Below are 14130 nucleotides of genomic sequence, written 5' to 3'. Positions count from 1 at the left end.
GCCGATGACTTCCGACGACGCGCGCCCCCTGCAGGACCGGCCCGGCGAGGCGCTCGCCGGCGAAGTCGTGATCACCTGTGAGGATGAGGCGGCGACCTGCCGGGTCGCCGACGATCTGGCCATGGCGCTTCGCCCCGGCGACTGCGTCTGTCTCGTCGGCGATCTGGGGGCCGGCAAGTCCACATTCGCCCGCGCGCTGATACGGGCACTGGCCGACGACGACGCGCTCGACGTGCCCAGTCCCACCTTCACTCTCGTGCAGTCCTACACGCTGCCGCGCTTTGCCGTCGCCCATTTCGATCTCTACCGTCTCGAGGATCCGGAAGAGGTCGATGAACTGGGGCTCGAGGATGCGCTGGAAACCGGCGTCGCGCTCGTCGAGTGGCCCGAGCGCGCGGCCGCAGCCATCCCGCGCTCACGACTTGTGCTGCGCATCTATGCCGACGTGCAGGAAGGTGCGCGCCGTCTCGCCTTTTCCTGGGGGGAAGGCGACTGGGGACATCGGATCGCGCGGACGTTCGCCATTCGCGATCTCGTCGTTCAAGCGGGAATGGAGCGTGCGACGCGCCGGTATTTTCAGGGCGATGCATCTCCACGCCGGTTCGAAACGGTGGTCGATGGTGAGCGCAGGGCCATTCTGGTGAATGCGGACCCGGCCCTGCGCCCGCCCGCGCCGGTGCTGCGGGACGGGCTGTCCTACGCGGAAATCGTGCATCTGGCGGACCAGTCCTCCGAGGCCGTCGTCGCCGTGGCGCACGCGTTGCGCGAGCGCGGTTTCGCCACGCCGGCGCTTCTCGGAGCGGATCTGCCGGCCGGCATCCTCCTTCAGGAGGATCTCGGTCGGGGCAAGGTGATCGACGCCGAGGGAAACCCGGTGCCGGAGCGCTATGCGGCGGCGATGGACGTGCTCGCCGACCTTCACGCCATGCCCCCCGAAAACCCGTTGCCGCTGCCCGAGGCCGCGCAGGCGTCCCCGGATGCCTCATGGCATTTGCCGTCCTTTGACCTGCGGGCTTTTCTTGTCGAGGTCGAACTGTTTCTCGACTGGTCGTTGCCGGAGGCCGGTATTACGGCCGATGACGGCCTGCGTGCCGAATTCGCGGCGCTCTGGACACCGCTTCTCGAAAGCGCGTTGGCAGGTTCACGCACCTGGGTTTTGCGGGACTACCATTCACCGAATCTCATCTGGCGCGCGGAGCGCAAGGGGCATGAACGCATAGGCATCGTCGATACGCAGGACACGGTGATTGGCCCCGATGCCTATGACGTCGCCTCGCTCGCCCAGGACGCGCGCGTCGACATTCCCCGTCAGCTCGAAACCGACCTCGTGGCTCGCTATGTCGCCCGGCGTCTGGAGATCTATCCGGCCTTCGACACGGAGCGCTTCGCGCGCGACTATGCGATTGTCGCGGCACAGCGCGCGACCCGGATCCTCGGGGTCTTCCGCCGTCTTCACCGTCGCGATGGCAAACCCGCCTATCTCCGTCACCTGCCGAGGGTGCGCGACTATCTTGTCCGCGCGCTCGAGACCGGCGACCTGGCGGAGCTGCGGGAGTGGTTTGCCGGACATGACCCGGACCTTGCCGACCGTCTCGGGCGGACCGCTCACTAGGGCACGACAACGGGGGAACACGACGTGGCTATCCGGCCCACCCATGCCATCATTCTCTCCGCCGGTCTTGGAACGCGGATGCGCCCGCTCACGGACCGGATGCCGAAGCCGCTCGTTCCGGTGGCGGGCCGCACGCTGCTCGACCGCGCGCGCGACAAGCTTGCCGTCGCAGGCGTTGGAACATGCGTCGTCAATGTCCACTACCTCGCGGACCAGATCGAGGCGCATGTCGCGGACTGGCGTGGAGCACCGGCCCCGGTGATCTCTGACGAACGCGATACCCTTCTCGAAACCGGCGGCGGGATCGTGAAGGCGTTGCCGTTGCTGGGCGACGAGCCCTTCTTCCTGCTCAACTCCGACAGCACGTGGACCGAAGGGGAAACCCCGGCCCTCGAAAGGCTTGCGAGCGCATGGGACAGTGACAGGATGGATGCCCTGCTGCTTCTTGCCGGGCATGACAGGTCGGTGGGCTTTTCCGGCGCGGGCGACTTTCTGATGGACGACGCGGGGCGGCTGGAGCGGCGTGGCGCGCGCGCAAATGCGCCTTTCGCCTATGCCGGTGGCGCGATCCTGCATCCGCGCCTCTTCGCGGGTTCCGCGCCCGAACCCTTCTCCCTGAACCGCCTGTTCGACGTGGCAATCGCTGCGGGCAGGCTCTACGGTGTCGCCATGGACGGCACCTGGCTACATGTCGGAACGCCGGACGCCGTCGGCGAGGCGGAGGCCGTGCTGGCACGCGAGGCGACCTGAACCCGGCGCGTTCGAAGGGGGCCCGCCGGGCGGGGTGAAGGGGAGAACATGTCCGAAAGTCTCGGATCACATCGGCACGTGGCGGAAGCACGTTCGCCGCGCCTGTTCACGCTTCCGCCGTCGGTTCCCTTTCTGTCGCGAATTGTCGACGCCCTGCTCGACGGTGAACTGATCCCGGGCTTTGCCCCGCGCGAGGATCCGCTGGCACTGGCCTCCGTGACCATCTACGTGCCCACGCGTCGTGCGGCGCGCGGGCTTCCGGCCCTTTTCCAGAAGAAGCTTGGAACCCGCGCGGCCCTGTTGCCCGCGATCCGTCCGCTTGGCGACGTGGACGAGGATGCGCTCCTTCTGGCCCCGGCACCCGCCGTGGACGGACTGCCCCCCGCGCTGCCGGACATGGAGCGGCGCATGGCGATGACCCGCCTCGTCTATGCCTGGGAGGGGGCACTTCGCCGCGAGATCCTGGAACTTCCGCCGGGCGCCGTGCTCAAGGCCCCGGCCTCCGCCGCCGACGCGGCCTGGCTGGCCACGGCGCTGGTCGCGCTCATGGACGAGGTGGAGACGGAAGAGGTCGACTGGGCGGGTTTGCTCGGACTGGTGCCCGAGGATCACGCCCGCTACTGGCAGATCACGCTGGATTTCCTCAAGATCGCCATGGAGCACTGGCCTGCCTATCTGGCGAGTCGTGGCGCCATGGATCCGAAGGCCCGGCGTTCCGCGCTCATTCGGCGCGAGGCGCGGCGCCTTGCGGCCTCGCCGCCAGACGGGCCGATCATCGTCGCGGGCACGACCGGCTCGATCCCGGCAACGGCCGAACTCCTGTCCGTTGTGGCGGGCCTGCCGCAGGGCGCGATTGTGTTGCCGGGGTTCGATCCGCTGATGTCGCGGCGCGCGCGTGACGTCATCCTCGGAAGGGGCGAGGAAGCGGATGCAACCGGCGCCCCGAGCCATCCCCAGCACGGCATGTTGCGTCTGGTCGATGCCCTGGGGGCATCGCCCGATGGCATTCGCGACCTTGGGCCGGGCACGTTCGGGCAGGCGGACCGGGAGGCCCTGTCACTTCGCGACAGACTGGTTGGTCATGCACTTTGCCCGGCCGAGATCACAGATGAATGGCCGCGGGTCATGGCCGCCATTCCCGTGGACGAGCGTCGACGTGCCTTTGCCGGTGTTTCGCTGGTCGGTGCGCGCAACGAGGCGGACGAGGCACTTACCATCGCGCTCGCGCTGCGTGAGGCGATCGGGCAGGGGCGCACCGCCGCTCTCGTGACGCCGGACAGGACGCTTGCGCGCCGCGTAATCGGCGAGCTGGCACGCTGGCAGATCGTTGCCGACGACAGTGCCGGACGCCCGCTCGACCAGACGGCCCCCGGCGTCCTAGCACGCCTTGCGGCCGGGCTCGCACTCGAGGGGCTCGACCCGGTCGCCCTGCTCGCTCTGCTGAAGCACCCGCTGTCACGCCTCGGGTTGCCGGCTAAGGAGATCCGCTCGGCTGCGCGCGCACTCGAGCGGGCCGTGCTTCGCGGACCACGCCCGCGCGGCGGAAGCGAGGGGCTTCGCCAGGCCGTCGTCGCCGCGCGCGACCTGGCTCTTTCGGACGACCCCGGTCACATGCCGCGCTGGAAGGATATCCACGATGACGACTGGAAGGCGGTCGTCGATCTCGTGGAGCGCCTCTGCGCGGCGCTGGAGCCGCTCGAAAGTCTCGCGGACGAACGCGGCGGTCCCGTGGATGTGTCGCGCCTCGTCACGGCGCACGAACGGGTTCTCGCGGCAATCGCGCGTGACGAGACCGGCGATGTCTCGGAACTCTATGCCGGCGAGGCGGGGGAGGGACTCGCGGGCGCATTTGCCGAGATGCTGGCGGCGCACCCCGCAGGACTCGCTGTGCCGCCACGCGACTGGCCGGCCGTCTTCCAGGCGCTGGTGTCCGGTATCAACGTGCGCAGGAGCCTGCCCGGCGATCCCCGCATCGCCATTCTCGGGCCCATGGAAGCCAGGCTCCAGGCCTTCGACCGGGTGGTTCTGGGAGGACTCAACGAGGGGACCTGGCCGCAGTCGACCCGAAACGACCCCTGGCTCAGCCGGCCGATGAAGCACGGCATTGGCCTTGATCCGCCCGAACGGCGCATCGGGGGAGCGGCGCATGATTTCACGCAAGGGCTGGGCGCGGGCGAGGTGATCCTTTCACGCGCCGAACGTGCCGACGGTGCTCCGACCGTGCCCTCACGCTGGCTGCTGCGGCTGACCACGCTTCTCGGTGCCGAGGTGAGCGGGGAAATGCGCGTGCGTGGCGAAAGGCTGCGCACGCTTGCCGCCCATCTCGATGTCTCGGCGTCACCCGTGCCCGCTTTGCGTCCGGAGCCGGTGCCGCCGGTCGAGGCCCGTCCGCCGCGTATTTCGGTCACCGAGGTGGAGACCCTGATCCGTGATCCCTACGCGGTCTATGCAAGGCGTGTGCTGGCGCTCGATCCGGTCGACCCGATCGGAGGAGATCCGGGAGCAGCGGAGAAGGGGACACTCATCCACGACTGCCTTGCCGCGTTTCTGGCCGAGGACCCGCCGCTCGATCAAACCGCGCTGCCGCGCCTGCTTGCCATCGGGCGGGAGAAGTTCGCCCCTCTCGACGCCTTTCCCGAGGTGCGTGCCATCTGGTGGCTGCGGTTCCAGCGCATTGCCGAGGCGTTTGTCGCCTACGAGACCGCGCGTGCCAGGCATGTCCGGCACCGGTATCTCGAAATTGCCGGGCGCATGGAGATCGACCTGGCTCCGGGACGGATCGTCACGCTGAGCGGTCGCGCCGACCGCATCGACCTGATGGAGGATGGAACGCTCTCCATCCTCGACTACAAGACCGGGCAGATGCCGAGCGGCAAGCAGGTCGCGTCGCTTCTAGCGCCGCAGTTGCCCCTCGAGGCAGCGATGGTCGGTGCCGGCGCCTTCGAGGGTATCGATCCGGGCGCGCCGGTGGAGGAGCTTCTCTACCTCAGGCTTTCCGGCGGACGCGAGCCGCTGGAGAAGGGCGCGCGCGGCCCGGCAAAGGACCAGACAATGGCGGAATTCACCGCCGAGGCGCTGGCGCGCACCCGTGCCCTCCTGGCCACCTATGAGAACCCATCGAGGGGTTATCTCTCCCGTGCACGTGTCATGAGCGAGGGTGAAATGAACGGCCCCTACGATCACCTCGCGCGCGTGGCGGAATGGGCGCTCGGTGGGGGAGACGACGCATGAGCGCATTTCAGGTCCCCGAGCGCACGCGCGAACGTCAGGCCCTGGCAGCCGACCCGACGCGTTCCGCCTGGGTGAGTGCCAATGCCGGATCCGGCAAGACTTTCGTACTGGCACGCCGTGTGATCCGGTTGCTGCTGGCCGGCACTGCCCCGTCCCGTCTGCTGTGCCTCACCTTCACTAAGGCGGCGGCGGCGGAGATGGCGACCCGCGTTTTCGACACGCTGGGCGCGTGGACGGCGCTTGACGACGAGGCCTTGGCGACGGAGATTGAGGCCATCGAGGGCAGGCGCCCCGGCGCCGCGCGCCTGTCTCTTGCACGCCATCTCTTCGCCACCGCGCTGGAGACGCCGGGCGGGCTCAAGATCCAGACGATCCATGCCTTCTGCGAGGCGTTGCTGCACCAGTTTCCGCTGGAGGCGAATGTCGCCGGCCACTTCCAGGTGCTGGATGATCGCCAGGCCGCCGACCTCATGGCGAGAGCGCGGGCCGGCGTTCTCGCCGCCGCGGAGGACGTTCCCGAAGGGCCGCTCGGAAGGGCGTTGTCCTTTCTTGTCGCGGAACTCTCCGACAAGGCGGTTGAGGACATGCTCGCCGATCTGGTCGCCCGCAGGAACGACCTTCGGGAATGGCTGCACGAGGCCGGTGGCGTGGATGCGGCGCTTGGTGAGCTTGCCCGCGCCTTTTCTCTCGCGCCCGGAGAAACCCTGCACGGGATCGAGCGCCGGATGCGCGAGGAAAGCGTATTCGACCAGGCAGGTGCGCGTCGCGCGGTCGACATTCTCGCAAAGGGCGGCAAGCGTGACGTCGAGAGGGCGGAGAAGCTGAGGGCAGGGTCTGTCGCGGGCAGTTTTTCGGAGTGGCGCGCCACGTGGCTTGCCGCCTTTTTCACGGCAAAACTGGAACCGGCAAAGTCGCTCGCGGCAAAGGCGATCAGTGAGGAACATCCCGATCTTCTTGTCGATCTCGAGGCCGAGCAGGCGCGTCTCGCGGCGCTGCTTGAAACGCGCCGCGCAGCCTATGGCCTCGCCGGAACCGAGGCCGCCCTCAGGCTGGCGGATGCGATGCTTGATGCATATGAGGCGGAGAAGACCCGGCGCGGACTGATGGACTTCGAGGACCTCATCATCCGGACGGCGGCGCTTCTGTCGCGATCAGACGCGGCCCTTTGGGTGCAGTACAAGCTCGACAACGGCCTCGACCACATTCTCGTCGACGAGGCCCAGGACACGAGCCCGCAGCAATGGGACGTGGTACAGGCGCTCGCCGAGGAGTTTTTTGCCGGCGAAACATCAAACCCCAGGCGCCGGACCCTCTTCGCGGTCGGCGACGAGAAGCAGTCGATTTACTCCTTCCAGGGCGCGGTGCCGGCCTACTTCGACCGGATGCGGCGCCACTTCGCCCGCAAGGCGGAAGAGTCGGAAAGCGCGTTCTCCCGCCTTGAGCTGACGCTGTCGTTCCGCTCGCGTCCCGATGTCCTGTCGGCCGTCGATACCGTTTTCGCGGACGCGGCTGCTCACAAGGGGCTCTCGCAGGAAAACGTCGCGCCGGCGCATGAGGCGATCAGGCGCAACGAGCCGGGCCACGTCGAAATCTGGCCGCCGGAGGAGCGGGAGGAGCTTGTCGAACCCGATGACTGGACCGAGCCGCTGGACCGACTCTCGGCCTCCAGTCCCGTGGCGCGGCTGGCGGCGAAGCTCGCCGAAACCATCGGGGCATGGTGGCGCCGGGGGGAAGCCGATCCCGGCGATGTTCTGGTGCTGGTGCGCAAGCGCGGCCCGTTCGTCGATGCGCTCACCCGCCAGCTCAAGCAGGCAGGCATTCCCGTCGCGGGCAGCGACCGTCTGCTTCTGGGGGAACATATCGCGGTTCGCGATCTCGTCGCGCTCGGCCGGTTCCTGCTTCTCGCGGAGGACGATCTGTCGCTGGCCGCCGTTCTCAGGAGCCCGCTCTTCGGCATTTCCGAAGAGGCGCTGTTCGCGCTGGCGAGGCCGGAGCCTGCCCGGCCGCGGTCGGGCACGTTGTGGCAGTCTCTCCTGCGCCTGAGCGAGGGGAGCGAAAGCTGGATGGGCATTCGCCGGACGCTGGAGGGATGGCGTGCACGTGCCGATTTCATGCCGCCGTTCGAGTTCTTTTCCAGGCTGCTTGGGGCCGATGGTGGGCGCAAGGCGTTCCGTGCAAGGCTCGGTGAGGAGGTCGATGACGTTCTGGACGAGTTTCTGGCGCTGACCATCGCCTTCGAGCAGACCGGCACACCGGGGCTCGAAGGGTTCCTCGCCTGGATCTCGGCCTCGCCCACGCCTGTGAAGCGCGAATTGAACGCCGCGCGGGGCGTGGTGCGCATCATGACAGTGCATGGCGCAAAGGGGCTCGAGGCGCCACTCGTCGTGCTCGTGGACAGCGGCGGGGCACCGGCGCCCGCACAGCATGACAAGCCCTTCGTCTCCATGTCGCGTGGTGAGGGACGACGCCCGGGGCTTGTCTGGCTGCCGCCCTCGACGGATCGAACGACCTGGCACGGGGAAGCCGTGGAAGGCCTGCGCGACGCAGCGGAAGAGGAGTACCGCAGGCTTCTCTATGTGGCGATGACGCGTGCCCGCGACCGGCTGGTTGTCTGCGGCTGGGCGCCTGCTCGGGGACAGGTGGCGGGATGCTGGCACGATCTGGTGACCCGAGGCCTTCAACCCACAGCGCGCGAGGATGTGACGGCGACCGGTGCGCCGTGCCTCGTCTGGCAGGCGGAAGGCACGCAGTCTCCGCCGCCGGCTCTTGGCAAGCGTGGGCCGGAAGCCGATGAGGGCCATCTTCGGGACATCACGCCGGCGACAAGCGGGATTGACCCGGACGAAATGCCCGACTGGCTGTTTGCGCCGGTTGATCCGGCGCCACGTCCGCGCCGCCTCAATCCCTCCACCGCCTTCGAGGCTATGGAGGCCAAGGAGGGGCCGCAGGCGATTGCCGCGCGCGAGCGTCTGGAGAGGGCGCTGCTGGAAACGGCGGATGGGGAAAGGGCACCTTCCGCACCGGCGCTTGCGCTTGAACGTGGACGGCACATGCACCGACTTCTGGAAATCCTGCCCGATCTGCCGGTGCACGAAAGACGGTCCGCGGCCTTGCGCTATGTGGAGGCGGGGCTGCCCGGACATCTTGCCGCCCATGCGGATGAACTTGTGGCGGAAGCCATTGCGCTTCTCGAACACCCCGACTTCACGGAGGTCTTCGGCGAACGCGCACGTGCCGAAGTGTCGCTCGTGGGGCGGATCGCGGCTCCGGACGGGACCGAGGTGGAGGTCAGCGGCCAGATCGACCGTCTCTGCGTAACCGCTGACGAGGTGCTGATCGTCGATTTCAAGACGGACCGCCTTGTGCCGACCGATTCGGCGGATGTCGGCGAAAACTACGTCACTCAGCTCGCGGTCTATGCGGACCTGGTGGCGCGCCTCTATCCGGCGCACAAGGTTCGCACTGCCCTGGTTTACACCGCCGGTCCCAGCCTTGTGGAAATCCCGGGAGAACGGCGGGCGGGCGCACTTGCAGCGCTTTCCCCGGCCCAGGCCGGAACGCTTGCTTGACGGCGGGTGACGGCGTTCCTACCTTTCGGTCAACAGTGGCGTGATGCGCGGCAAGGCGTATCCGCCCGACCCATGTGGAAAGGGAAAGACATGGCCACCACAGTCGTTACCGATGAGTCCTTCGATACTGACGTCCTGAAGGCCTCAGGCACGGTCGTCGTCGATTTCTGGGCGGAGTGGTGCGGTCCCTGCAAGATGATCGCCCCCGCGCTTGAGGAGATTTCCGAGGAGATGGGCGAGCAGGTGAAGATCGCCAAGCTCAACATCGACGAGAACCAGAACATGGCGATGAAGTACGGCGTGCGGTCGATCCCGACGCTGATTCTGTTCAAGGACGGCGAGCCGGTCTCCACCCAGATCGGCGCGGCGCCCAAGAACAAGCTTGCCGACTGGATCCGCACCGCGTCCTGACGCCTGCCGATCCAGAGCCGGTTCGCGCCGGACGAAACGTTGCCCGCGCATCCGGATGAATATCGTCCGGGTGCGCCTTCGCATGAGGGACCGCCGGCCCGTCAAGCCGCCGGCGCCCGATCCAAGACATGACTTTCGAGAGTTCCAAGCATCATGACCGAGACGCGCAAACCTGAAACCGAGATGGAAGAAACCGCGAATGCCGCCGACGCGGGTGCGAGCGAGGCGGGCGCGACCGAGGCTGGCCAGGAGCTGGACCCGATCGAGGCGCTTCAGGCCGAGAATGCCGAGCTCAAGGACCGGATGCTTCGCACCATGGCGGAGATGGAAAACCTCCGTCGCCGGACCGAGAAGGAACTGTCCGAGGGACGCCAGTATGCGGTGTCCAGCTTCGCCCGTGACATGCTGGGTGTTGGCGACAACCTTCGTCGCGCGCTTGAAACCGTCTCCGACGAGGCCCGTGCGGCCGCCAACGAGGCGCTGGGTGCGCTTATCGAGGGGGTGGAGATGACCGAGCGCGATCTTCTCAACCAGCTTGAGAAGCATGGTGTGAAGAAGGTCGATCCCGCCGGTGAGAAGTTCGATCCGAACTACCATCAGGCCATGTTCGAGGTGCCGAACCCGGATGTGCCCAACAATACCGTCGTGCAGGTCATGCAGGCCGGCTACAAGATCGGCGAGCGCGTGCTGCGCCCGGCCATGGTCGGCGTCTCCAAGGGTGGGCCGAAGGAGCGCAAGTCCGACACTGGCGCCACTCCCGGTGCGACGGTCGACAAGACCGCCTGACGCCAGGTCTCGGGCCTCCTCTCGGGGGGCTGCAGTGCCGATGTGTGAAATCCGGCCGGCTGGGATACCCCAGTCGGCCGTTTTCGTGGGATCCGCTTCGGGAGGGGCGCGGCCATGACGGGAATGTTGCAGGTCCTGGACTTTCTGGGGGTGGCGGTTTTCGCGGTGACCGGTGCCATCGTCGCCTCCCGGCTCAGGCTCGACATGCTTGCCTTTCTCTTCTTCGCCGTCTTCACCGGGGTCGGAGGGGGGACGCTGCGGGATCTGTTGCTTGGGGCGCCGGTGTTCTGGGTCGAAAACCAGATCTACCTGATCGTGTGCGTCGCGATCGGCGCGGCCATGTGGGGGCTGGCGCCGTTCGTCGAGCGCATCAGCAAACCCTTGCGCTGGGCCGATGCGCTCGGACTTTCCGCCTATTCCGTACTGGGGGCTGCCAAGGCTCTCAGCCTTGGCCATGGAGCGATGGTGGCGGTGCTCATGGGGGTTTCGACGGCAACCTTCGGCGGGATCGTCCGCGATACGGTCGCGGGCCTGCCGTCAGCCATTCTCAAGCGCGAGATCTACATCACCGCGGCCTTCGCGGGCGCGGGTGGCTATGTGCTGCTGTGGTCGCTCGGCATCCCGGGCTGGCCGTCGGCGCTCGGCGGCTTTGCCCTCGCTCTCGGGCTGCGGGGAGGCGCAATCATGCGCGAGTGGTCGCTGCCCTCCTATCAACCGCCGGAAGACAGGACGAAAGATCCGTAGACGCAAAATCCGGCCATGCCGCTCGTGCTGTGCCGCCGGGAACGTCCCGAGTTACCACGTCAGCGAAAGAGGGAGCGGCTGGTCCAATCGGAGGGGGGCAAGTGCGGACGACCGGCCTCAGGCCGCGTTGCGGGATCCTGCCGGCGGCAAAGCGGGGCCAGCCGGTTTTTCGGGAAGAGCCGCTTTCATCCGGTCCGCTTCCTCGTGCCAGCGATTGGCCTCGCGACGCTTCACGCGGGCCTCCTTGCGCCATTTGCCCTGACGCGCCCAGGAGGCCACGCCGCCGATGAACACGCCGAAGGCGACGGCCGCGAACAGGAACCAGAACAGCGGTGCCTGGATGCTGACCGCCGGGTCCGCCTTGTTGAACGGGTCGAGCGACAGGGTGACCTCATGCCGGTTCGCGACCGCGAGGGTCACGAGCACGATGGCGATCGGAAGCAGGACCAGGTTCTTGAGGAAACGGATCAGGGTCATTGTTCCATGTCTGCGCTGCGGCCGGGAGTCGAGGCCGGGCCGGACGGCCGAAGATGCGTCAGGATCGCTCCCGTGAAAGCGTGAAAGTCCCTGACGCGGCTTTCGGTCAAACTAGGTCTTTGACGTTCAGTCATGCGTTCAAGGGCGATCCGCGCACAAGCGCGGATCAATCGTCCTCGCCGTGATCGACACCGTCATTGAGCCGCTCACGCATTTCCTTGCCGGTCTTGAAGAAGGGAACGTATTTCTCTTCCACCTCGACCTTCTGGCCCGTGCGCGGGTTGCGCCCGGTGCGCGCGGGGCGGTTCTTGACCGAAAAGGCACCGAAGCCGCGCAATTCGACACGATTGCCGTGTCTGAGCGCGTTCGTGACCTCGTCGAGAATGGCATTGACGATGTTTTCGACATCGCGCTGGTAGAGATGCGGGTTCTGCTCGGCAATCCGCTGCACCAGTTCCGACTTTATCATTCGCGAGCCCCCGTTCCATCGTCATTGTCCGCCGCGCCTTGAGCGTGCCAAACGGATACGAGACCGTCAAGCTCGCCTCCCGGACCGACAAGACCTTTTGCCTGATGCAGGGCTTGCGAAAGCCCGTCGGACAGGCCGGCGCCGAAGCTCCTGGCAAGCCCTGCGGCAAACGGCAGCCCATCGCCTTCGCGCTTGACGCGCCACGTGACGATGGGTGTGTCCTCGTCCAGCGACTGTTCCTTCACCAGCCAGTCGCGAGCCTCGCTCTCGCCGCCGATCGCATCGATGAGCCCGGATGTCTTGGCGCGTTCCCCGGAGTAGATGCCCCCCTGCGCCAGACCCAGGACGACATCCCTGTCCATGGCACGCCGCTCGGCGACACGGTCGACGAACCAGGCATAGCTGTCGTCGATGACCGCCTGAAGGTTCTGCCGGGCGGCTTCGGGAGCGCGGTCGTAGAAGTTCGGTTCGCCCTTGAGGGGACCCGAGCGGACCATGTCGAACTCGACACCGATGGTGTCGAGCAGGCCCTTGATGTTGCCGTACTGGATGTAGACGCCGATGGAACCGGCAAGCGACGTGGACCGCGCGTAGATGCGGTCCGCCGCGATTGCGGTCATGTAGCCGGCGGAGGCGCCCAGGGTGCCGATTGTCGCGACGACCGGCTTCTTCTCGGCGAGCTTGCGCAGCGCCAGATAAAGCGACTCGCCGCCGACGGTGGAGCCACCGGGCGAGTTGATGTCGAGGATCACCGCACGGACGTTTTCGTTTCGGGTGATCTCGTCGATGAGCTTCAGCCGGTCACGGTCGTCGATGATGACGCCGCTGATCTCGAGGCGGGCGATATGCGACGAGCGTTTGGACAGTCCGCCAAAGGCACCGCTGAAGTAGGCACCGGCAATGACGGCGACGACCGCCACCAGAACCGCGACGATACGCCAAAACACGACCTTTCGTCTCAGGCGACGCCGGTCGATGATCGCATCGGCATCAAGGGCCATCGGTGTCACCTTTCTTCCGGATCTTCACGGTGCCTATGGCTACATGGCTGCGTGAGCCTTGAAAAGCCCATTCTTTTTGGCAATTGCTGCCCCGGCAAGCCGAACAGGATACCTCGGCCCTGTCGTGTCGGGTTGCCGGCGGGCCTGGAGGTGCCGAACGAAAAGGGGGCGGACGCCATGTCGCAGGTCACGGTTTCGAAACTTCGTGCGCTCAAGGAGAGGGGCGAGCGGTTCGCCATGCTCACTGCCTATGATGCCACTTTCGCGACATTGATCGCGGATGCGGGCATCGCCACGATCCTGGTCGGCGACAGTCTCGGCATGACGGTGCAGGGGCATGGCGCCACCGTCGCCGTCACCATGGAAGACATGGTCTATCACACCCGGTGCGTCGCCCGTGGCGTCAGCCGGTCGGATGCCGAACGACCGCTCATCGTAGCCGACATGCCGCTGGGCAGCGCCTATACAGTGGAGGATGCGGCCCGAAACGCCGCGCGTCTCGTCCGTGCCGGGGCCAATGTGGTCAAACTCGAGGGTGGCCTCTGGCTCGCGCCGGTCGTGCGCTTCCTGACGGAGCGTGGCCTTCCGGTGTGCTGCCATATGGGACTGACGCCGCAAACCGCCGACATGCTTGGTGGCTTCCGTCTGCAGGGACGCGCTGAGGAAGACGCAGCGCGCATCCGCGAGGAAGCACGCGCGCTGGAGGAGGCGGGCGCCCGACTTCTCCTGCTCGAATGCGTGCCGAACGCGCTCGGCAAGGACGTGAGCGAAGGTTCCAGTGTGCCGGTGATCGGCATCGGAGCCGGCCCCTCGACCGATGCGCAGGTCCTCGTCCTGCATGACATGCTCGGGCTCACGCCGGGGCGCAAGGCCCGTTTCGTGAAGGATTTCCTGGCGGACGCGGGAACCGTGCCAGCCGCCCTCGCGGCCTTTGGCAAGGCGGTTGCCGAAGGGACCTATCCGGCTGCCGAGCATTGCTACGGCTGATCGCCGCTCGTGCATGAAGGTTGGGGTGGAAACGAAAAGACCCCGGCCGGGGCCGGGGTCTTCGCAACCTCACGCGGCCGCCTGAGAGCGGCC

At 67.0% G+C, this 14130-nt stretch carries 11 protein-coding genes; 8 read left to right on the top strand and 3 right to left on the bottom strand.

The genetic code is table 11. The features are described 5' to 3' along the window. The first annotated feature begins 4 nt into the window (after positions 1-4). The 7 genes from tsaE to ACYX4S_RS15920 all read left to right on the top strand — a co-directional run bounded on the left by tsaE (position 5) and on the right by ACYX4S_RS15920 (position 11103). Positions 5-1612: a tRNA (adenosine(37)-N6)-threonylcarbamoyltransferase complex ATPase subunit type 1 TsaE gene (tsaE, locus tag ACYX4S_RS15950; protein WP_476360916.1), complete on the top strand. Its 1608-nt coding sequence runs from the start codon at positions 5-7 to the stop codon at positions 1610-1612. A 24-nt stretch (positions 1613-1636) separates the two neighbouring features. After that, positions 1637-2362 carry a nucleotidyltransferase family protein gene (locus tag ACYX4S_RS15945; RefSeq protein ID WP_476360915.1) on the top strand — a complete coding sequence of 242 codons (726 nt, stop codon included), beginning with the start codon at positions 1637-1639 and terminating at the stop codon, positions 2360-2362. A gap of 48 nt (positions 2363-2410) precedes the next feature. Further along, a complete protein-coding gene (gene addB, locus ACYX4S_RS15940; protein ID WP_476360914.1) occupies positions 2411-5593 on the top strand; it encodes a double-strand break repair protein AddB in 3183 nt (1060 codons plus the stop codon). Then, positions 5590-9162 (top strand): double-strand break repair helicase AddA, encoded by a 3573-nt coding sequence (addA, locus tag ACYX4S_RS15935; RefSeq protein ID WP_476360913.1) that lies wholly within the window; start codon positions 5590-5592, stop codon positions 9160-9162. Before addB ends, addA begins: the two co-directional genes overlap by 4 nt. A 90-nt stretch (positions 9163-9252) precedes the next feature. Continuing rightward, complete coding sequence (gene trxA, locus ACYX4S_RS15930) at positions 9253-9573, top strand: thioredoxin (RefSeq protein WP_293719093.1); 321 nt, start codon at positions 9253-9255, stop codon at positions 9571-9573. A 153-nt stretch (positions 9574-9726) separates the two neighbouring features. After that, complete coding sequence (gene grpE, locus ACYX4S_RS15925; RefSeq protein WP_476360912.1) at positions 9727-10359, top strand: nucleotide exchange factor GrpE; 633 nt, start codon at positions 9727-9729, stop codon at positions 10357-10359. A gap of 114 nt (positions 10360-10473) precedes the next feature. Then, on the top strand, positions 10474-11103 hold the full coding sequence (locus ACYX4S_RS15920; RefSeq protein WP_476360911.1) for a trimeric intracellular cation channel family protein: 630 nt from the start codon (positions 10474-10476) through the stop codon (positions 11101-11103). Between the two features lie 117 nt (positions 11104-11220). Here the strand turns inward: ACYX4S_RS15920 and ACYX4S_RS15915 are convergent, their stop codons facing one another. The 3 genes from ACYX4S_RS15915 to sppA form a co-directional block, all read right to left on the bottom strand. Then, positions 11221-11580 carry a LapA family protein gene (locus ACYX4S_RS15915; RefSeq protein WP_476360910.1) on the bottom strand — a complete coding sequence of 120 codons (360 nt, stop codon included), beginning with the start codon at positions 11578-11580 and terminating at the stop codon, positions 11221-11223. A gap of 166 nt (positions 11581-11746) precedes the next feature. Then, positions 11747-12049, bottom strand: a complete 303-nt coding sequence (locus ACYX4S_RS15910) for an integration host factor subunit beta (RefSeq protein WP_293719087.1) — start codon at positions 12047-12049, stop codon at positions 11747-11749. Further along, the gene (gene sppA, locus ACYX4S_RS15905; protein ID WP_476360909.1) at positions 12046-13050 is read right to left on the bottom strand and encodes a signal peptide peptidase SppA; all 1005 of its coding nucleotides are present in this window, start codon (positions 13048-13050) and stop codon (positions 12046-12048) included. Before sppA ends, ACYX4S_RS15910 begins: the two co-directional genes overlap by 4 nt. A 177-nt stretch (positions 13051-13227) precedes the next feature. On the opposite strand from sppA, the gene panB reads away from it, so the two are divergent. Then, positions 13228-14037, top strand: coding sequence for a 3-methyl-2-oxobutanoate hydroxymethyltransferase (panB, locus tag ACYX4S_RS15900; protein ID WP_476360908.1), 810 nt, complete (start codon positions 13228-13230; stop codon positions 14035-14037). The last annotated feature ends 93 nt before the right edge of the window (positions 14038-14130 follow it).

The sequence above is a fragment of the Stappia sp. ABD4_338 genome (assembly GCF_056312175.1).
The sequence above is the reverse complement of the archived record's forward strand: the minus strand, read 5'-3'. Positions and strand labels throughout refer to the sequence as shown.